We start from the raw sequence: 18,683 nt of genomic DNA, 5'->3' as shown, positions 1-18,683 counted from the left end.
CCCGCAGGGGGTTTTTTCTTTGTCCCCACTAAATGCGGGTCGGGCCGGCCGCGGGCCGGCAACCCGATGGCATTACATGGCCCGGTAGATCCACGCCATGCGTGGAGATCCTCTGCGAAGAAGCATGGCGCCAACCAAGGTTGGCCGCTACCAATCGATTGCCGGCCAGCGGCCGGCACTACCGGCAGATCCACACCAACCGTGGATGAGCCGCCGACGGTACGCAAAAGAAAAGCGGCGCCCCGGGGGGCGCCGCTCTGCTCTCAACGATGTTCAGTCGAGCATGGCCCGGCTTTACTTTGCCGAAGCCTTGTCCTTCATCATCGCGTCGCGGGCTGCCTTGAACGGGTTGCCTTCGTACCAGTTCGGCCAACGATCGCCACCGGCCAGTTCCTTGCCGACGCCGTACATCAGCTGCAGGTCCTCGACAGTCCCGTCCAGCTTCCAGGTGGACGCGTCGAACTCGTCCTTCGGACCGTGGTAGCGGTTGGCGCCGTAGTCCGCTGCGGCCTTGCGGCCGGCGTCCACGCCACCCTCTCGCAGATCCTCGCCACCATCGGCGTACAGGGCCGGCACGCCGGCCTTGGCGAAGTTGAAGTGGTCCGAGCGGAAGTAGAAGCCGCTCTGCACCGAGGTCTCACCATGCAGCGTGCGGTCCTGGGCTGCAGCCAGCGGCTTGAGGATGTCCTCCAGTTCCGAGCTGCCGAAGCCGGTGACGGTCACGTCCTTGGCACGGCCGGCCACCGACATCGCGTCGATGTTGATCACACCGGCGATCTTGTCCAGCGGGAAGGTCGGGTGGGAGACGTAGTACTTCGAACCCAGCAGGCCGGACTCTTCCAGGGTCACCGCCAGGAACACCACCGAGCGCTCCGGCTTCGGATCCTGGTGGGCCATGGCTTCGGCCACCTCAAGGATGCCGGCCACGCCGGTCGCGTTGTCGACCGCACCGTTGTAGATGTTGTCGCCGGTTTCACCCTCGTGCTTGCCCAGGTGGTCCCAGTGCGCCATGTACAGCACGGCCTCGTCGGCACGCTTGCTGCCCGGCAGCACGCCCACCACGTTGCGCGACTGCTTCTGCGCGATCTGGCTCTTCAGGTCGACCGTGGCGGTGGCCTTCAGCGGCACCGGCTTGAAGCCGCGCTTGCTGGCGTCCTTGTAGGCCTGTGCCAGGTCCAGGCCGGCGCCTGCGAACAGCGCCTTGGCGGCGTCGGCACTCAGCCAGCCCTGCACCGGAATGCGGGCTTCCGGGTCATCCTTGGCCGGCAGGTCGTACTGCGGGCCGGCCCAGGAGTTCTTCACCACGTCCCAGCCATAGGAGGCACCGGCGGTGTCGTGCACGATCAGCGCCGCGGCGGCGCCCTTGCGCGCGGCCTCTTCGAACTTGTAGGTCCAGCGGCCGTAGTAGGTCATGCGCTTGCCGTCGAACAGCTTCGCGTCGTCAACATGGAAGCCCGGATCGTTGACGAACATCACGACCGTCTTGCCCTTCCAGTCCTGGCCGGCATAGTCGTTCCACTTCTGCTCCGGCGCATCAACGCCATAGCCGACGAACACCAGGTCGCTGGCATCGACTTTCACCTCAGCCTGGCCGGTACGGGTGCCGACCACCATGTCGGTACCGAACTTCAGCTCGGTGGTCTTGCCACCCTGGGTGATCTTCAGCACGGTCGACGCGTCGGCCGTGGTCTCGGTCATCGGTACGTCCTGGAACCAGCTGTCACCGTTGCCCGGCTGCAGGCCGATGCGCTGCATCTGGTCGCGGATGTAGTTGACCGTCAGTTCCTCGCCCTTGCTGCCCGGCGCGCGGCCTTCGAATTCATCCGAGGCCAGGGTCTGGACCATCTCGGCGAAGTCGCCGGCGTTGATCTCGGGGGAGAACTGATGAGCCGCCGGCTTCGCGGCAGCGGTGTCGGTGGCTGACGCCGGTGCGGTGGCCGGCGTGTCTTCGCCTTTGCAGGCACTGAGCGCGGCCGCGGCGGCCAGGCACAGGAGGAGTTTGCGGGGCATCGTCGATTCCTGGGAAACAAAGGGCGGCCGCACGTCGTGCACGGCCGGTATCAGCGAGTATCACCGAACCAAGCGGTCCGGTGCGCTCAGTCCGCCGGGGCGGTTTCGGTGTCGAACGGGATCGGTTCGGCGCCGGTGACCGGACCGATGCGCGCGGTGCGATGCACGTAAAGCACCACCTCGCGTTCGAACTGCAGGGGGCCGTTGACCACGGCATTCGGGCCGACGATCACGCGCGGCTTGCGGCTGGCGGTGAGCGAGACGCTGAAGTTCGGCTTGCGCACGTGCACACCGCCGTTGACCTGGGAACCGATGCCGACGGTGATATCGCCGTTGACGGTCTCCACGTCCTTGCCGACGCGGCTTTCGACCAGGCCGATGCCACCGTTCACGGTTTCGACGCCGCCTTCGATCTGGCTGCCGCGATCGGTGAAGATGCTGCCGTTGACGGTGCTGACGCTGCCGTGTGCAATCACCTCGCGGCCCAGGCGTACGCCGCCGTTGACCGTTTCAATCTTGCCGGTACGTGCACGGTCGGCCACCTTGACCCCGCCGTTGACGGTGTCGATGCTGCCGGTCTCGACGCCTTCACCAACCCGGATACCGCCGTTGACGGTATCCAGCTTGCCGTAGCGCTGGCCAGGCTCGGCGCTGATGCTGCCGTTGACCTTGCTGATGTTGTCCTGGGCACCGGCGGGGCCGGCAACGAGCAGGACGCCCAACAACAGCGGAATGGAAAGAGTTTTCATGGGACCTCGATGGATGTGCGGCTGGCAGGCCGCGTGCGGAGATGTCACCATTCCCCGGTACCCCCTGCAACTGCCTGAAGTCACTGGAAAGCCCTTGCGCGACAACGCCTTCCCATCACGCCGACATCACATCGCCGCCATCCGCGGCGGGCGCTGCCTGCTGTTGGGGCTGGCCATCGCCTTGGCGCTGCCGTTGCCGGGCGCCGCTCAGACCACCCGCGAGACCGAGCGCAAGCTGCAGAAGCTGCGTAGCGAGTTGAAGGGCGTGGCGCAGGAGCGCAGGCAGATCGAGGGCCAGCGGGGCCAGGCCTCGCAGCAGCTGCGTGAGGCGGACGAGAAGGTGGCCCGCACCGGCCGTGCGCTTGCGCAGACTGAAACTGCGCTGCGCGAGCAGGGAAGGGCTCTGGCCGAGGCCGAACAACGCCGCAGCACGCTGCAGGCCAACCTCGCCCAGCAGCATCGCGAGCTGGCCGGCCTGCTGCGTGCGGCCTACCAGCTGGGCAACCATGCACCTCTGAAGCTGCTGCTGTCGCAGGACACGGTGGCCGATGCCAATCGTGCCCTGGCCTACCACCGCTACCTGCAACGCGAGCGGGCACAGCGCATCACCACGCTGACAGCCGACCTGAAAGAGCTGGAAGTGCTGCAGGCGCAGATCGCCGAGCGCAAGCAGAAGCTGCAGGGTGCGCAGCAGGACCAGAAGCAGCAGGCTGCGGCGCTGGAAGCCGACCGTCGCGATCGCGCCAGGACCGTCGCCTCGCTGGATGAGCGCTTCAAGGACCAGCGCGAGAAGGAACAGGCGCTGGGCCAGGACGCCAAGGCACTGGAGACGCTGCTGGCCAACCTGCGTGCCGCTGCGGCACGGGCCGAAGCCGAGCGCCGCGCCGCGGCGCGGCGAGCAGCCGCTGAAAAGGCCGCCGCCGAGCGTGCCGCACGCCAGGCTGCCGCGCAGGGCCGCCCGCCACCGCCGCCCACCAAGGTCCCGCCTGCCGTGGCCTCTGCGCCGGCGCCGAAGGTGGGTGGCCTGGGCTGGCCGTTGTCGGGCAACCTGTTGGCCCGCTACGGCGGAAAGCTGCCCGACGGCCGCACCAGCAGTGGTGTGTTGATCGGCGCGCCCGCCGGCAGCACCGTCACCGCCGTGGCCGACGGCACCGTGGTGTTCTCCGACTGGATGACCGGCTACGGCATGATCCTGATCGTCGATCACGGCAACGGCTACATGAGCCTGTACGCGCACAACGACACCCTGCTGAAGGATGCGGGTGCCCGGGTCAGCCGCGGCGATGCGGTGGCGAAGGTCGGCAATTCCGGTGGCCAGGGCGTGACCGCGCTGTACTTCGAACTGCGCCGGGGCGGGCAGCCGGTCAACCCGGACAGCTGGCTGCAGCGGCGCTGAATCCGGCGCTGTCGCGTGGCGGACGGATTCAACGGGAATTTAGCTGTGCTTCGCGCATAATCGACGCATGTGCCTTGGGCACGATGCCAACGTCGACAGGAGTGATCCATGCGCGCAGCCCGTACCGCCACCCTCTTGCTGGCCCTGTTGCCAGCGCTGTCCTGGGCGCAGCAGACCGCGCCCGCCCCGAGCCAGGAAACCAGCGGGCAGGCAGCGAACAGCGAGGAGGCGGTGACCTCGAAGGTGCCGCTGGAGGACATCCGCCGCTTCGTGGCGGTGTACAACGCGGTGCGCGCGGCCTATGTCGACCCGGTCGATGACAAGAAGCTGATGCAGTCGGCGGTGCGCGGCCTGCTGCTCGACCTCGACCCGCACAGCACGTACTTCAACAAGGAAGACGCGCAGGCCTTCGACGAGCAGGCCAACGGCGCCTACGAGGGCATCGGCGTGGAGTTGCAGCAGCAGCCCGACAACGCCAGCATGAAGGTCATCTCGCCGATCGACGACACGCCGGCGGCCAAGGCCGGCATCCTCGCCGGTGACCTGATCATCGCCATCGACGGCAAGCCGATCAGCGCCATTGATGCGAGCGAACCGTTGCGTGGCCCAGCCGGCAGCAAGGTGGTGCTGACCATCGTGCGCGCGGGCAAGCCGAAGCCGTTCGACGTCAGCCTCACCCGCCAGACCATCCGCGTGACCAGCGTGCGCAGCCGCCTGCTGGAGCCGGGCTACGGCTACATCCGCCTGAGCACCTTCCAGGCCGACACCGGGTCGGACTTCCAGAAGCACCTGCAGCAGCTGCAGAAGCAGTCCGGTGGCCAGCTCAAGGGCCTGGTGCTGGATCTGCGCAGCAACCCGGGCGGCCTTTTGACTGCCGCCGTGCAGGTGGCCGACGACCTGCTCGACAAGGGCAACATCGTCAGCACCCGCGGCCGCATCAGCATCAGTGATGCACGGTTCGATGCGACGCCGGGCGACCTGCTGAAGGGCGCACCGGTGGTGGTGCTGGTCGATGCGGGTTCGGCCAGCGCCTCGGAAGTGCTGGCTGGGGCGCTGCGCGACAACAAGCGCGCGCGCGTGGTCGGCAGCCGCACCTTCGGCAAAGGCTCGGTGCAGACCGTGCTGCCGCTGGACAACGGTGACTCGGTGAAGCTGACCACCGCGCGTTATTACACGCCCAGCGGCAAGTCGATCCAGGCCACTGGCATCGTGCCGGAGGTCGAACTGAAGCCTGCGGCGCGCCCGGAAGACGAGGCGCTGCCGGCCAGCCTGAGCGATTACAGCGAAGCGACCCTGCCGGGCCATCTGCGTGGCGACGACGAAGGCACCGAGGGCTACCACGCCGGTGCGGTGCTGCCGGGCGATGGCCCGATCAACGACGCGCTGGCCGAGCTGAAGAACCCGGGTTCGGTGGCTGCACGCTTGAAGGCCGAAGCCGCCAAGGCGGATGCGGCCAAGGCCGCGAAGGCCGCTGCGGCGAAGCCGGAAGCGAAGGTCGAACCTAAGCCGGAAGCAAAGCCGGAAGCAAAGCCGGAAGCAAAGCCGGAAGCAAAGCCGGAAGCAAAGCCGGAAGCAAAGCCCGCACCGGCCCCAGCGAAGCCGTGAGGTAGCGCCGGGCCATACCCGGCGTCGGCTCAAGGGCGGAAGAAGAAACCAAATGCCGGCCAGCGGCCGGCACTACCAGGGGTCAGAAGCCGTGGCGCTTGCGTAGGCGGCGGGCGATGGCCGCGCGCACGTAGACCCCGTACACCAGGCCGAACACGAAGCCGCCGATGTGCGCCCACCAGGCCACCATGCCGAAGCTTGGGCCGATATGGGCGAACACCACCTGCAGTGCGGCCCAGACGCCGATCAGCAGGTAGGCCGGGGCCCGCACGAACTCCAGGAACAGGCCGAGCGGGATCACCACGCCCAGCCGGGCGCCCGGGAACAGGGCCAGATAGGCGCCGATCAGCGCCGAGACCGCGCCACTGGCACCGATGATGATCTGGTCCGGGCTGCCCATGGTGTAGATCGCCACCAGGTTCGACACCGCGCCGCCGACCAGGAACAGAAGTAGCAGGCGCCAGGGGCCCAGCACCCGCTCAGCGGGCAGGCCGAAGATCAGCAGGAACACCAGGTTGCCCAGCAGGTGCGACCAGTCCGCATGCAGGAACAGGGCGGTGAACAGGCGCAGCACGCTGCCGTCCTGCAGGGTGGCCCACCAGTCCAGCGGGTGGGTCAGGCCGGTGGACAGGGCGCCCCAGTCCAGCCAGAGGCTGCCGCGGGCATCGTCCGGACGCGAGATCGACCACAGGAACGCCAGCCACAGTGCCGCAAACAGCACGGGCGTGGCCCAGCGCAGGGCCGCCTTCTTGCGGGACGGGAGGGAGACGAACATGGGCACTAGCCTAGCGTGCGGGCGCTTGCGGCGGGGATTGTCCTGTTCAGCTTTTGAGACGAAAAATCCGCCTGCGTCGTTATTGTTTCATTAACGGCTCTGGGTAATACTCGCATACGGCGTCGTATGTCGGGAGGGGAATCCGGCGCGCTTCGACGGGCCTCTGGGCCTGCCGGGCGCAGGCGCACTCAGAGCACCATCACCGCTTACCGGAGAGAGAGAACTACGATGCAAACCGCTTCCACCATTGCCCGACTGACCCTGCTGGCCGTCGGCGTTGCCGGTGCGCTGGCCGCCGCCGATGCCAATGCTGCCGCCTTCCAGCTGAAGGAAAACAGCGCCAAGGGCCTGGGCCGCGCGTTCGCCGGCTCCACCTCGACCGAAGGTGACGCCTCGGTCATCGCCACCAACCCGGCCTCCATGCGCCTGCTCGACGGCACCCTGATCCAGGGCGACGTCAGCGCCATCAGCTTCGGCGCCAAGTTCCGTGGCCAGGGCCAGTACGGCAACGGCCAGCCGATTTCCGGCGGCAACGGCGGCGACGCGGGCATGATCGCCCCGGTTCCGGCCGCCTACTTCCACCTGCCGTTCGGCGAGAAGGAGAACATGCACTTCGGTGCATCGCTGACCGTGCCGTTCGGCTTCAAGACCGAATACGACCGCGACTGGGTCGGCCGCTACAACGGCGTCAAGACCGAGCTGCAGGCGGTCGACCTGGGCGTGGCGTTCTCCTATGACGTCAATCCGTACCTGTCGTTCGGTGCGTCGGTGTTCGCCGAGCGCCTGAACGTCGACCTGACCAGCGCTGTCGACACCGGCACCGCGATCAACGCCACTGCCCAGCGCACCGCTGCGGCGCGCGTGCTGGCTGCCGGCGGCACCGCCGCCCAGGCTCTGGCGGCGTCGCAGGCGGCTGCACGCCAGGCTGCCCAGCTCGGCTTCTCGCCGGGTACCGCCGATGGCTACCTGCGCATCAAGGGCGATGAAGTGTCGGTCGGCTATACCCTGGGCATGACCGTCACCCCGGTGGAAGGCACCAACATCGCCTTCAGCTACCGCTCGAAGGTCGAGCACAAGATCACCGATGGCAAGGCGGACTTCACCATTCCGCAGAATGCGGCGGCCTTCCTGGCCACCGCTGCCCCGGGTACCTTCATCGACAGCAACGGTCGCGCGACCATCACCCTGCCGGCCAGCGCCACCGTGGGCTTCACCCACCGCGTGAACGACCAGTGGCAGATCATGGCCGAAGTCACGCGCACCGCGTGGAGCAAGTTCGACCAGGTCACCGTCGACTATGACTCCAACCAGCCGGACAGCGTGCTGCCGTTCCACTACCGCGACACCACCTTCGCGTCGATCGGTACCGATTTCCGCGTGAACGACAAGCTGACCCTGCGTGGCGGCCTGGCCTATGACCAGACCCCGACCACCGACGCCCACCGCGACGTGCGCGTGCCGGACACCACCCGCAAGTGGCTGTCGCTGGGCCTGACCTACGCCGCTTCGGACAAGATGGAATACAGCGTGGGCTACACCCACCTGTTCACCAAGGATCCGAACGTGACCTCGACCTCGGCCACCGCCAACACCGTGACCGGCAAGTACAAGGTCAGCGGCGACGTGCTGGCGGCTTCGATGCAGTACAAGTTCTGAATCGGGCGATTGCCTGAAGCAGTACGAAAGGAGGCCCCGCGCAAGCGGGGCCTTTTTTTTTGCGGAGTGGTGTGGGCCATCCACGCACGTGGATCTACGCGACAATAGCGCGATGAACCTGTCCGACCCGAACTTCCAGCTGGAGCTGGCTGCCAACATCGCCGTCGCCGGCTCGATCCTGCTGGCCGGCCGCAACAACGTGCACACCTGGTGGCTGGGCATCGTCGGCTGCGCATTGTTTGCTGCGGTGTTCGAACGATCGCACCTGTTTGCGGACATGGTGCTGCAGTTCTTCTTCATCGCCATCAGCGTGCTGGGCTGGTGGCAGTGGCTGCGCGGTGACCATGGCGCGCCGCTGCCGATCACCGCGCTGCGCCCACGTGCCTGGGCCTGGCTGGTGCCGCTGGCGGTAGTGGCCACCTTCGGCTACGGCTGGATGCTGACCCGACTGACCAACGCCTATGCGCCCTACATCGATTCGGCAGTGCTGGTGTTGAGTGTGATCGCGCAGATCCTGATGATGCGACGCAAGCTGGAATCGTGGTGGGTGTGGCTGCTGGTGAACACCGTTGCGGTACCGCTGTACTACAGCCGTGGCCTGCACCTGACCTCGATCCTGTACGTGGGCTTCTGGGTCAATGCGCTGGTGGCCTTGCGCCACTGGCGGCACCTGATGCGTGACGAGGCCAAGACGGCCGATGCTGCTGCCTGAGCGCGTTGCACGCGGCCTGGTGGTGGGCAAGTTCTGCCCGCTGCATCTGGGTCACGAACACCTGATCGACTTCGCCGCCACGCGCTGCCGGCAGCTGCTGGTGATCGGCTGGTCGCAGCCGGGTTTCCCAGGCTACAGCGCCGAGCGTCGCGAGCGCTGGCTGCGAGCGCGCTTCCCGCAGGCGACGGTGGCGGTGCTTGATGACGCGCGCCTGGCGGCATTGTGCACGCAGCACGGTTTGCCCGTGCGCACGCTGCCGCAGGACAGCGACAACGAGCACGTGCAGCGCGAGTTCACCGCCTGGCTGTGCCTGAGCCTGTTCGGCGGGCCGGTGCAGGCGGTCTACACCGGCGAGGACTACGGCGACGGCTTCGCGCAGGCGCTGGCCACGCACTTCGGCGCGCCGGTACGCCATGAGCGGCTCGAACGCGCACTGGACGTCGGGCAGGCGTGTGGCACCCAGCTGCGCGCCGATCCGCATGCGCACCGTCATGGCCTCGCACCGCAGGTCTATGCCGGCTATGTGCAGCGCGTGGCGTTCATTGGTGGCGAGTCCAGCGGAAAGACCACGCTGGCGCGCGTGATGGCCGAGCGACTGCAGACCGCCTGGGTGCCGGAGTATGGCCGCACGCTATGGGAGCAGCAGGGCGGAGAGCTGACGCCAGATGATCTGCTTCGCATCGCAATGGCACAGCCGCAGCACGAAGACGAGACCGCACGGCATGCGCATCGCTGGCTGTTCTGCGATACCACGCCGCTGGTGACGCTGGGCTACAGCGGCTGGATGTCTGGTACGGCGCCGGAGGCACTGCGGCAGGCTGCATTGCGACCGTATGACCTGCTGTTCCTGTGTGCGCCGGATATCCCGTTCGACCAGGACGGCACGCGGGTGGGCGAAGCCTTCCGGGCGCAGCAGCATGCGTGGTACGTGCGCGAGCTGGAGGCGCGGGGAGTCGACTACGTGCTGCTGGAGGGGGGGCTGGAAGCGCGCATCGCGCGCGTGCAGAGCGAGCTGGCGAAGCGGGCGGACAATCGGTTCAGTGTGGCCCAGCCTCTGTAGAGCGAGCCCACGCTCGGCTGTGCGAGGCAAACCGAGCGTGGGCCCGGCTCTACAGGAAGCAGGGCACAAAAAACCCCGCTTTCGCGGGGTTTTTCGTTCACTGCATCAACCGGGCGATCAGTCGCCCAGGGTCAGCAGCGAGGCATTGCCGCCGGCGGCGGTGGTGTTCACCGTCACCGTCTTTTCGGTGGCGAAGCGCAGCAGGTAGTGCGGGCCGCCGGCCTTCGGGCCGGTGCCGGACAGGCCCTGACCGCCGAACGGCTGCACGCCGACCACCGCACCGATCTGGTTGCGGTTGACGTAGACGTTGCCGACATGGACGCCGTTGCTGATGCGGTCGACGGTCTCGTCGATGCGCGAATGCACGCCCAGGGTCAGGCCGTAGCCGGTGGCGTTGATCTGGTCGATCACCGCGTCGAGCTGGTCGCCCTTCCAGCGGATCACGTGCAGCACCGGGCCGAACACTTCCTTCTGCAGCTGGCCCAGGTCCTTCAGTTCGTACGCGCGCGGTGCGAAGAAGGTGCCGTTGGCGGCCTCGGCCGACAGCTCGGCGGCGGCGATCAGGCGCGCTTCGCGGTCCATGCGCTCAGCGTGGTCCTGCAGGATCTTCAGCGCATCTGCGTCGATCACCGGGCCGACGTCGGTGGACAGCAGGCCGGGGTTGCCGACCTTCAGTTCCTTCATCGCACCGGCCAGCATGGTCATCACCTTGTCGGCGATGTCGTCCTGCACGAACAGCACGCGCGCAGCCGAGCAACGCTGGCCGGCGGAGGTGAAGGCCGAACCGATCGCGTCCTTGACCAGCTGTTCCGGCAGTGCCGAGGAGTCGGCGATGAAGGCGTTCTGGCCACCGGTCTCGGCGATCAGCACACCGATGGCGGCGTCACGCGCCGCCATCGCGCGGTTGATCGCACGGGCGGTGTCGGTGGAGCCGGTGAAGGCCACGCCGGCCACGCGCGGGTCGGCGGTCAGCGCGGCACCGACGGTAGCACCGTCGCCCGGCAGGAACTGCACCACCTCGGCCGGCACGCCGGCGTCGTGCAGCAGCTTCACCGCGTAGTAGCCGATCAGGTTGGTCTGCTCGGCCGGCTTGGCGATGACGCTGTTGCCGGCGGCCAGGGCGGCAGCGACCTGGCCCAGGAAGATCGCCAGCGGGAAGTTCCACGGGCTGATGCAGACGAACACGCCGCGGCCGTGCAGCTGCAGCTCGTTGGACTCACCGGTCGGGCTCGGCAGCTTCTCGGCGTGGCTGAACTGCTCGCGCGCCTGCTTGGCGTAGTAGCGCAGGAAGTCCACCGCTTCGCGCACTTCGGCGATGCTGTCGGGCAGGCTCTTGCCGGCTTCCTTCACGCACAGCGCCATGAATTCCGGCATGCGTGCTTCCAGCTGGTCGGCGGCGTGCTCGAGGATGGCGGCGCGGCTGGCGGCCGGGGTGCGGTTCCAGGCCGGCTGCGCGGCTACGGCATTCGCCAGGGCCTTCTGCACGGTGGCGGCGTCTGCGGCCAGCCACTGGCCAACCACTTCACGGGTGTCGGCCGGGTTGGTCACCGGCAGCGCGGTGCCGGCCGGGTTGGCACCCGGCACCAGCGGCGCGGCCTGCCAGGGCTTCACAGCCGCGTTGATCTGCTCGGCCAGGGCGCGCAGTTCGTTGTCGTTGGCGAGGTTGGCGCCCATGGAGTTCTTCCTGTCGTGGTTCTGGCTGCGCAGCAGGTCAACCGGCAGCGGGATCTTAGGATGCGGAATCGAAGCGAACGAGGCGACCATCTCGACCGGATCGCGGATCAGGTCGGCGATCGGCACGCGCTCGTCAGTGATGCGGTTGACGAAACTGGAGTTGGCGCCGTTTTCCAGCAGGCGACGCACCAGGTACGGCAGCAGGTCTTCATGCGAACCGACCGGTGCATACACGCGGCAGGGCAGGCCCAGGCGGTCAGCCGGCACCACCTCGGCATACAGGTCGTCGCCCATGCCGTGCAGCTTCTGGTGCTCGTACACGCCGCCGTTGGCGATGCTGCGCACGGCCGCGATGGTGTGCGCGTTGTGCGTGGCGAACATCGGGTAGATCGCGTCGGCATGGGTGAACAGCCGCTTGGCGCAGGCCAGGTAGGACACGTCGGTGTTCTGCTTGCGGGTGAACACCGGGTAGCCCGGGTAGCCTTCGATCTGCGCGCGCTTGATCTCGGCGTCCCAGTACGCGCCCTTGACCAGGCGCACCTGCAGGCGGCGACCGGCGCGGCGCGCCATGTCGGCCAGGTGGTCGATCGTGTACGGGGTGCGCTTCTGGTAGGCCTGCACGACCACGCCGAAGCCATCCCAGCCGGACAGCGACGCGTCGGAGAACACCTGCTCGATGATGTCCAGCGACAGTTCCAGGCGGTCGGACTCTTCGGCGTCGACGGTGCAGCCGATGCCGTAGCTCTTGGCCAGCTGTGCCAGTTCCAGCACGCCCGGTACCAGGTCCTTCAGCACGCGCTCGCGCTTGGCGTGCTCGTAGCGCGGGTACAGCGCCGACAGCTTGATCGAGATGCCCGGGGCATTGTTGACGTCGCCATCCGGACGGCCGCCGCGTGCCTTGTGATCGCCGCCGATGGCGTGGATCGCACGACGGTAGTCTTCCAGGTAGCGCAGCGCGTCCTTCATGGTCAGCGCACCTTCGCCGAGCATGTCGAAGGAGTAGCGGTAGCTGGCGTTGTCGCCCTTGTGCGAGCGCGCCAGCGCTTCGCTGATGGTGCGGCCCATGACGAACTGGTGGCCCATGATCTTCATCGCCTGGCGCACGGCCAGGCGCACCACCGGCTCACCGACGCGGCCGACCAGGCGCTTGAACGCGCTGGGCGCATCGGCGCGGGTGGCGTCGTTCATCTGCACCAGCTTGCCGGTCAGCATCAGGCCCCAGGTGGAGGCGTTGACCAGCACCGAGTCGCTGCCGCCCAGGTGCTTTTCCCAGTCGGCATCGGCCAGCTTGTCGCGGATCAGCTTGTCGGCGGTGTCCTGGTCCGGAATACGCAGCAGTGCCTCGGCCACGCACATCAGCAGCACGCCTTCCTCGCTGCCCAGGTCGTACTGGCGCATGAAGGCTTCGATGGCGCCCTGGTCCTTGGCGCGCACGCGCACGCGGCCGACCAGGTCGGCGGCCAGTGCCTGCACCCGGGCCTGCTCGTCGGCGGGCAGGCGGGCCTGCGCCAGCAGCTCGCGCACGTGGGTGGCCTCGTCCTTCAACCAGGCGTCGGTGATGGCCTGGCGGAACGGGTTGGGGGGCGCCGGCAGTTCCGGCGACAGCAACGCGCCGGGACGCAGGGCGTCGGGGGCTGCAGGAGAGGAGGAAGGTGCGTTCATGCCGGTCCGGCCAGTGGAAAACTTGGCGATTTTAATCATTTTTGCGGGTTGCGGAAGTGCCCTGCAGCCACCTTCGTGAAGCGCTGATAGCCAATAGCTGCGGTGGATTCAGCGTGTTCAGTAAGTGTGGATGAGTTTGTGCCGAATTCGTCATTCGTACCGCCGACCTCATGCTGTGTTGCAGCATCGGAAAATGTGTGAATGCACCCTTGCTACCGGCGAGAGGGCGGGGCTACCATCGAGGCGTTTCCCGCGGCAGGAACGCGGTTGCGACATGATCGAGGTGCTTCCAGCTCCGGATGGGTCAGGTACGCAGCTGCGGCTGCGTCCCCCACGGGCGCTCGATGCCCGGCAGTTCGTCCTGTTGTTCACCGTGTTGTCGGGTGCGATGTGGCTGGTGTCCGCCCTCGGGTGGTTGGCCGGCAATGCATTCGCCCCCCTGTTCGCGCTGCTGTACAGCCTGGTGCTGGCGGCCGCGCTGCGTGCCTTGTGGCGCAGCGGTGAACGGCAGGAGGAGATCCGGGTAGTGCCGGCGTACGTGGAGGTCATCCCCGTACCCGGTGGATCGCCGGTGTTCCGGGCCCATCCCCACTGGGTGCGCCTGCTCACCGACGATGAGAGGGTCCGGCTGGCATCCAGCGGCCGGCAGGTGGAGGTGGGGAGTTTCCTCGCGCCGGCCGAACGTCAGACGCTCGCAGAGACACTTGAAAGCTTGCTCGCCGCCAGCGATGGCGGCAACCGACGACGCTAAGGGTCTAGGCAATGAAGCAAAGCAGCAGGTGGGGCACGAAGTGCGTGAACGCGGTCGCCGCGATGCTGGCGACCGGGGGACTGATGCCGGCGTTGGCCTGGGCCCAGGCGGCCGATCCGAAGCCGTGGCAGCTGAACATGGGCAAGGGGGTGACCCAGACCTCGCGCCTGGCCTGGGAATCGAACAACCTGTCGTTGATCATCTGCACGGTGATCGGCGTCATCGTGTTCGGGGCGATGGCCTACGCCATCTTCAAGTTCCGCAAATCCAAGGGCGCGGTCGCGGCCACCTTCAGCCACAACACCAAGGCCGAGATCATCTGGACAGTGATCCCGGTGATCATCCTGATCGTGATGGCATGGCCGGCCACGGCCAACCTGATCAAGATGTACGACACCCGCGATGCCGAGATGACGGTCAAGGTCACCGGCTACCAGTGGATGTGGAAGTACGAATACCTCGGCGAGAACGTCACCTTCACCAGCCGCCTGGACCGCGAGTCCGACCGGGTGCGGCAGAGCGGCATCGTGCCGACCCGCGAAAGCCATCCGCACTACCTGCTGGATGTCGACAACCGCCTGGTGCTGCCGGTCGATACCAAGGTGCGTTTCGTCATCACCTCCGACGACGTGATCCACGCCTGGTGGGTGCCGGCGCTGGGCTGGAAGCAGGACGCCATCCCTGGCTTCATCAACGAAGCCTGGACCCGCATCGAGCAGCCGGGTGTCTACCGCGGCCAGTGCGCCGAGCTGTGTGGCAAGGACCACGGCTTCATGCCGATCGTGGTCGAGGCGGTGTCCAAGGAAGAGTTCAAGCAGTGGCTGGCGCAGCGCAAGCCCGCGCCGCCGGCTGAGCCTGCGACGCCTGCGGCACCTGCCGAACCGACTGCACCGACGGGCGAGGCACCGGCTGCGCCTGCTGCTGCAGAAGCGGGCAGCGCGCCTGCCACCGCGGCCAGCGGAGCGTGATGTAAAGCCCGCAGCCGTTCGCGGCCGCGGTGACAACCGATTCTGAGAGGTGTTTTGCAATGGCGCACTCGGCAGTTGGGCACGACGATCATCATCACCACCAGAGCTTCTTCGAACGTTGGTTCTTCTCGACCAACCACAAGGACATCGGCACGCTGTACCTCGGTTTCAGCTTCATCATGTTCATCATCGGCGCGGCGATGAGCGTGGTGATCCGCGCCGAGCTGGCGCAGCCGGGCCTGCAGTTCGTCAAGCCCGAGTTCTTCAACCAGATGACCACCGTACATGCGCTGGTGATGATCTTCGGCGGGGTGATGCCGGCCTTCGTCGGACTGGCCAACTGGATGATCCCGCTGCAGATCGGCGCGCCGGACATGGCGCTGCCACGCATGAACAACTGGTCGTTCTGGTTGCTGCCGGTGGCTTTCAGCCTGCTGCTGCTGACCCTGTTCCTGCCCGGCGGTGCACCGGCCGGTGGCTGGACGCTGTACCCGCCGCTGTCGCTGCAGGGCGGCTACAACGTTGCCTTCAGCGTGTTCGCCATCCACGTGGCCGGCATCAGTTCGATCATGGGCGCGATCAACATCATCGCCACCGTGCTCAACATGCGTGCGCCGGGCATCGACCTGCTGAAAATGCCGATCTTCTGCTGGGCCTGGCTGATCACCGCCTTCCTGCTGATCGCGGTGATGCCGGTGCTGGCCGGCGCGGTGACCATGCTGCTGACCGACAAGTTCTTCGGCACCAGCTTCTTCAATGCCGCCGGTGGCGGTGACCCGGTGATGTACCAGCACATCTTCTGGTTCTTCGGCCATCCCGAGGTCTACATCATGATCCTGCCCGCCTTCGGCGTGGTCAGCGAGATCATCCCGACCTTCAGCCGCAAGCCGCTGTTCGGCTACCAGGCGATGGTGTACGCCACCGCCGCGATCGCGTTCCTGTCGTTCATCGTCTGGGCCCACCACATGTTCACCGTGGGCATGCCGCTGGGCGGCGAGATCTACTTCATGTTCGCCACCATGCTGATCTCGATCCCGACCGGGGTGAAGGTGTTCAACTGGGTCAGCACCATGTGGCGTGGCTCGCTGACGTTCGAGGCACCGATGCTGTGGTCGGTGGCCTTCGTCATCCTGTTCACCATCGGTGGCTTCTCCGGCCTGATGCTGGCGATCGTCGCCGCCGACTTCCAGTACCACGACACCTACTTCGTGGTCGCGCACTTCCACTACGTGCTGGTGACCGGTGCGGTGTTCGCGCTGATCGCCGCGGTGTACTACTGGTGGCCGAAGTGGACCGGGCGGATGTACAGCGAGAAGTGGGCCAAGGTGCACTTCTGGTGGTCGATCGTATTCGTCAACCTGTTGTTCTTCCCGCAGCATTTCCTCGGCCTGGCCGGCATGCCGCGTCGCATTCCCGACTACAGCGTGGCCTTCGCCGACTGGAACCTGATCAGCTCGATCGGTGCGTTCGGCATGTTCGTCACCCCGTTCATGATGGCCGCGATCCTGCTGTCGTCCCTGCGCAACGGCGAGAAGGCCGAGGCCCGTTCCTGGGAAGGCGCGCGCGGCCTGGAGTGGACGCTGCCGTCGCCAGCACCGGCACATACCTTCACCACGCCGCCGACCATCCGTCCGGGAGATCTGGCGCATGACGACATCACGCATTGAGGTGGGGCATGCATAACGAGAGCCCGCTGCCGATCGGTAGAGTCGACTGTCAGTCGACTCGCGAAGTGCAGCCGACTAACAGTCGGCTCTACCAAAGCCAAAGCCAAAGCCAAAGCCAGACCGAAGCCCAACGCCACGGCATCGAACAGCAACGCCAGCGCGCCAGGCGCACGGCGATGTGGGTCGGCGCCATCGCCGTGCTGGTCTACGTCGGCTTCATCCTCAGCGGGGTGATCGGCCGATGAGCGAGGCGCCAGCCAGCACACCGTCACGCAGTGCGGGGCTGCCGCGCCTGATCGGTGTGGCGGTGGCGGTGTTCCTGCTCACGTTCTCGCTGGTGCCGCTGTACCGCATCGCCTGCGAGAAGGTGTTCGGTGTGCGCCTGGAACGCGGCCCCGGTGGCGAAGCCAGTGCAGGCGCCGCCACCGGCAAGCGCACCGTGCGCGTGGAGTTCGATGGCGGCGTCAATTCGCGCCTGCCGTGGTCGTTCCATCCCGAACAGCTGACCATGGACGTGGTGCCCGGCGAACTCAACGAGGCGCTGTACTTCGCCCGCAACGACAGCCAGCAGGCGGTGGTCGGCAGTGCGGTGCCTTCGGTGGCGCCGGCGCGTGCCTCGGGCTTCTTCAGCAAGACCGAATGTTTCTGTTTCACCGCGCAGACGCTGCAGGCTGGCGAGAAGCGCGACATGCCGGTGCGCTTCATCGTTGATCCGGACCTGCCGCCGGAGATCAAGACGATCACCTTGTCCTATACCTTCTACCGCAACGACGCGCTGTCCGATCGGCTGGCCCCGGCCGCCACCTCGGAAGGCGCGCACGCCGCACCCTGACCCGGATACCGACATGGCCCAGACACCGACCGACGCCAACGTGTACTTCGTCCCGGCCCAGAGCAAATGGCCGTTCGTGGGTTCCATCGCGATGATGGTGACCATGGTGGGCGTGGCCAGCTGGCTCAACGATGCCAGCTGGGGACGCTGGACCTTCTACATTGGCATCGCGATGCTGGTGCTGACGTTGTTCTGGTGGTTCAGCGACGTGGTGCGCGAGTCGCAGGCGGGCAACTACAACCACCAGGTCGATGGCTCGTTCCGGATGGGGATGATCTGGTTCATCTTCTCCGAAGTGATGTTCTTCGGCGCCTTCTTTGGCGCGCTGTTCTACACCCGCAACCTGGGCCTGTCGTGGCTGAGCGGCGAAGGCCGCGGGGTGATGACCAACGAGCTGCTCTGGCAGGGCTATTCCGCCGGCTGGCCGACCAACGGCCCCGCGGCGATCGGCGGCGCGTTCCAGACCATCCCGGCCTGGGGCCTGCCGCTGATCAACACGCTGATCCTGCTCACCTCCGGCGTGACCCTGACCATCGCCCACCACGCGCTGAAGGCCGGCAACCGTCGCCAGCTGCTGATCTGGCTGGGCCTGACCGTGGTGCTTGGCCTGGGCTTCCTGACCCTGCAGGCGGAGGAGTACATCCACGCCTACAAGGAACTGAACCTGACGCTCGGCTCGGGCATCTACGGTTCAACGTTCTTCATGCTGACCGGCTTCCACGGCGCGCACGTGCTGCTGGGCACGATCATGCTGATCGTGATGTGGCTGCGTTCGGCCAAGGGACACTTCACCCGCGACAACCATTTCGGTTTTGAAGCGGCCGCGTGGTACTGGCACTTCGTCGACGTGGTGTGGCTGATGCTCTTCATGTTCGTCTACGTGCTTTGACCGCGCACGCATCGGTGGCCTCAGCCGCCGATGCCGTGCGGTTTGATCCAGCCCATGTAGATGCTCACGATCACCAGCAGGATCAACGCAACCGACACCGCGATGCGGCGCGTCAGTGCGTTGACCGTGCGCTTGGTCTGGCCGCGGTCGACCAGCAGGTAATACAGGCCGGCGCCCAGATTCCAGACGATGACGATCAGAAACGCGATTACCAGCAGGGTCTTCAGCGAATCACTCATGCGCGGCTCGAGGGCAGGGTGGATGCGCCTATCTGACC

The 18,683-nt window shown here is 66.7% G+C and carries 16 protein-coding genes; 11 read left to right on the top strand and 5 right to left on the bottom strand.

Going from position 1 to position 18,683, the window contains the following annotated elements; genetic code table 11:
- Positions 1 to 294: 294 nt before the first annotated feature.
- Both O0K41_RS13260 and O0K41_RS13255 read right to left on the bottom strand, forming a co-directional pair.
- Positions 295 to 2,010 (bottom strand): M28 family metallopeptidase, encoded by a 1,716-nt coding sequence (locus O0K41_RS13260; protein WP_088436383.1) that lies wholly within the window; start codon positions 2,008 to 2,010, stop codon positions 295 to 297.
- Positions 2,011 to 2,096: 86 nt separating this feature from the next.
- Positions 2,097 to 2,759 (bottom strand): hypothetical protein, encoded by a 663-nt coding sequence (locus tag O0K41_RS13255; RefSeq protein ID WP_005407780.1) that lies wholly within the window; start codon positions 2,757 to 2,759, stop codon positions 2,097 to 2,099.
- A gap of 94 nt (positions 2,760 to 2,853) precedes the next feature.
- Here O0K41_RS13255 and O0K41_RS13250 point away from each other — a divergent pair, with 94 nt between their 5' ends.
- On the top strand, positions 2,854 to 4,155 hold the full coding sequence (locus O0K41_RS13250; protein ID WP_032965528.1) for a peptidoglycan DD-metalloendopeptidase family protein: 1,302 nt from the start codon (positions 2,854 to 2,856) through the stop codon (positions 4,153 to 4,155).
- Between the two features lie 108 nt (positions 4,156 to 4,263).
- Complete coding sequence (locus O0K41_RS13245) at positions 4,264 to 5,760, top strand: S41 family peptidase (protein ID WP_308304514.1); 1,497 nt, start codon at positions 4,264 to 4,266, stop codon at positions 5,758 to 5,760.
- Between the two features lie 82 nt (positions 5,761 to 5,842).
- Here the strand turns inward: O0K41_RS13245 and O0K41_RS13240 are convergent, their stop codons facing one another.
- Complete coding sequence (locus O0K41_RS13240; RefSeq protein WP_005407784.1) at positions 5,843 to 6,535, bottom strand: rhomboid family intramembrane serine protease; 693 nt, start codon at positions 6,533 to 6,535, stop codon at positions 5,843 to 5,845.
- Between the two features lie 228 nt (positions 6,536 to 6,763).
- Between O0K41_RS13240 and O0K41_RS13235 the strand changes: the two genes are divergently transcribed.
- The 3 genes from O0K41_RS13235 to O0K41_RS13225 all read left to right on the top strand — a co-directional run bounded on the left by O0K41_RS13235 (position 6,764) and on the right by O0K41_RS13225 (position 9,963).
- Positions 6,764 to 8,191, top strand: a complete 1,428-nt coding sequence (locus O0K41_RS13235; RefSeq protein ID WP_005407785.1) for an outer membrane protein transport protein — start codon at positions 6,764 to 6,766, stop codon at positions 8,189 to 8,191.
- Positions 8,192 to 8,303: 112 nt separating this feature from the next.
- A complete protein-coding gene (gene pnuC / locus O0K41_RS13230) occupies positions 8,304 to 8,903 on the top strand; it encodes a nicotinamide riboside transporter PnuC (protein WP_308304513.1) in 600 nt (199 codons plus the stop codon).
- Entirely contained in the window at positions 8,890 to 9,963 is a 1,074-nt protein-coding gene (locus O0K41_RS13225) for an AAA family ATPase (protein WP_108270706.1), read from the top strand. Before pnuC ends, O0K41_RS13225 begins: the two co-directional genes overlap by 14 nt.
- 117 nt (positions 9,964 to 10,080) lie before the next feature.
- Here O0K41_RS13225 and putA read toward each other — a convergent pair whose 3' ends face one another.
- Positions 10,081 to 13,299 (bottom strand): bifunctional proline dehydrogenase/L-glutamate gamma-semialdehyde dehydrogenase PutA, encoded by a 3,219-nt coding sequence (putA, locus tag O0K41_RS13220; protein ID WP_099497290.1) that lies wholly within the window; start codon positions 13,297 to 13,299, stop codon positions 10,081 to 10,083.
- A gap of 274 nt (positions 13,300 to 13,573) precedes the next feature.
- Between putA and O0K41_RS13215 the strand changes: the two genes are divergently transcribed.
- The 6 genes from O0K41_RS13215 to O0K41_RS13190 are packed head-to-tail and all read left to right on the top strand — an operon-like array spanning position 13,574 to position 18,406.
- Positions 13,574 to 14,050, top strand: coding sequence for a DUF2244 domain-containing protein (locus O0K41_RS13215; RefSeq protein WP_004153894.1), 477 nt, complete (start codon positions 13,574 to 13,576; stop codon positions 14,048 to 14,050).
- Positions 14,051 to 14,061: 11 nt separating this feature from the next.
- Positions 14,062 to 15,018, top strand: coding sequence for a cytochrome c oxidase subunit II (coxB, locus tag O0K41_RS13210; RefSeq protein ID WP_049453411.1), 957 nt, complete (start codon positions 14,062 to 14,064; stop codon positions 15,016 to 15,018).
- A gap of 59 nt (positions 15,019 to 15,077) precedes the next feature.
- Complete coding sequence (ctaD, locus tag O0K41_RS13205; protein ID WP_005407790.1) at positions 15,078 to 16,685, top strand: cytochrome c oxidase subunit I; 1,608 nt, start codon at positions 15,078 to 15,080, stop codon at positions 16,683 to 16,685.
- Between the two features lie 8 nt (positions 16,686 to 16,693).
- A complete protein-coding gene (locus tag O0K41_RS13200) occupies positions 16,694 to 16,930 on the top strand; it encodes a hypothetical protein (protein WP_033835837.1) in 237 nt (78 codons plus the stop codon).
- Entirely contained in the window at positions 16,927 to 17,517 is a 591-nt protein-coding gene (locus tag O0K41_RS13195) for a cytochrome c oxidase assembly protein (RefSeq protein WP_005412023.1), read from the top strand. The genes O0K41_RS13200 and O0K41_RS13195 overlap by 4 nt, the downstream gene beginning before the upstream one ends.
- A 13-nt stretch (positions 17,518 to 17,530) precedes the next feature.
- Positions 17,531 to 18,406: a cytochrome c oxidase subunit 3 gene (locus O0K41_RS13190; protein WP_005412024.1), complete on the top strand. Its 876-nt coding sequence runs from the start codon at positions 17,531 to 17,533 to the stop codon at positions 18,404 to 18,406.
- A 20-nt stretch (positions 18,407 to 18,426) separates the two neighbouring features.
- On the opposite strand, the gene O0K41_RS13185 is transcribed toward O0K41_RS13190, so the two are convergent.
- A complete protein-coding gene (locus O0K41_RS13185) occupies positions 18,427 to 18,645 on the bottom strand; it encodes a twin transmembrane helix small protein (RefSeq protein WP_005412025.1) in 219 nt (72 codons plus the stop codon).
- Positions 18,646 to 18,683: the final 38 nt, after the last annotated feature.

The organism is Stenotrophomonas sp. Sm2128, from assembly GCF_030985535.1.
In the GTDB taxonomy this organism is placed as follows: Bacteria; Pseudomonadota; Gammaproteobacteria; order Xanthomonadales; family Xanthomonadaceae; genus Stenotrophomonas; species Stenotrophomonas maltophilia.
The sequence above is the reverse complement of the archived record's forward strand: the minus strand, read 5'-3'. Positions and strand labels throughout refer to the sequence as shown.

Excerpts from the sequence above, each read along its gene's own strand:
- O0K41_RS13260 (WP_088436383.1), bottom strand. The coding sequence starts at position 2,010 with ATGCCCCGCAAACTCCTCCTGTGCCTGGCCGCCGCGGCCGCGCTCAGT.
- O0K41_RS13255 (WP_005407780.1), bottom strand. The coding sequence starts at position 2,759 with ATGAAAACTCTTTCCATTCCGCTGTTGTTGGGCGTCCTGCTCGTTGCC.
- O0K41_RS13245 (WP_308304514.1), top strand. The coding sequence starts at position 4,264 with ATGCGCGCAGCCCGTACCGCCACCCTCTTGCTGGCCCTGTTGCCAGCG.
- O0K41_RS13240 (WP_005407784.1), bottom strand. The coding sequence starts at position 6,535 with ATGTTCGTCTCCCTCCCGTCCCGCAAGAAGGCGGCCCTGCGCTGGGCC.
- O0K41_RS13235 (WP_005407785.1), top strand. The coding sequence starts at position 6,764 with ATGCAAACCGCTTCCACCATTGCCCGACTGACCCTGCTGGCCGTCGGC.
- pnuC (WP_308304513.1), top strand. The coding sequence starts at position 8,304 with ATGAACCTGTCCGACCCGAACTTCCAGCTGGAGCTGGCTGCCAACATC.
- O0K41_RS13225 (WP_108270706.1), top strand. The coding sequence starts at position 8,890 with ATGCTGCTGCCTGAGCGCGTTGCACGCGGCCTGGTGGTGGGCAAGTTC.
- putA (WP_099497290.1), bottom strand. The coding sequence starts at position 13,299 with ATGAACGCACCTTCCTCCTCTCCTGCAGCCCCCGACGCCCTGCGTCCC.
- O0K41_RS13215 (WP_004153894.1), top strand. The coding sequence starts at position 13,574 with ATGATCGAGGTGCTTCCAGCTCCGGATGGGTCAGGTACGCAGCTGCGG.
- coxB (WP_049453411.1), top strand. The coding sequence starts at position 14,062 with ATGAAGCAAAGCAGCAGGTGGGGCACGAAGTGCGTGAACGCGGTCGCC.
- ctaD (WP_005407790.1), top strand. The coding sequence starts at position 15,078 with ATGGCGCACTCGGCAGTTGGGCACGACGATCATCATCACCACCAGAGC.
- O0K41_RS13200 (WP_033835837.1), top strand. The coding sequence starts at position 16,694 with ATGCATAACGAGAGCCCGCTGCCGATCGGTAGAGTCGACTGTCAGTCG.
- O0K41_RS13195 (WP_005412023.1), top strand. The coding sequence starts at position 16,927 with ATGAGCGAGGCGCCAGCCAGCACACCGTCACGCAGTGCGGGGCTGCCG.
- O0K41_RS13190 (WP_005412024.1), top strand. The coding sequence starts at position 17,531 with ATGGCCCAGACACCGACCGACGCCAACGTGTACTTCGTCCCGGCCCAG.
- O0K41_RS13185 (WP_005412025.1), bottom strand. The coding sequence starts at position 18,645 with ATGAGTGATTCGCTGAAGACCCTGCTGGTAATCGCGTTTCTGATCGTC.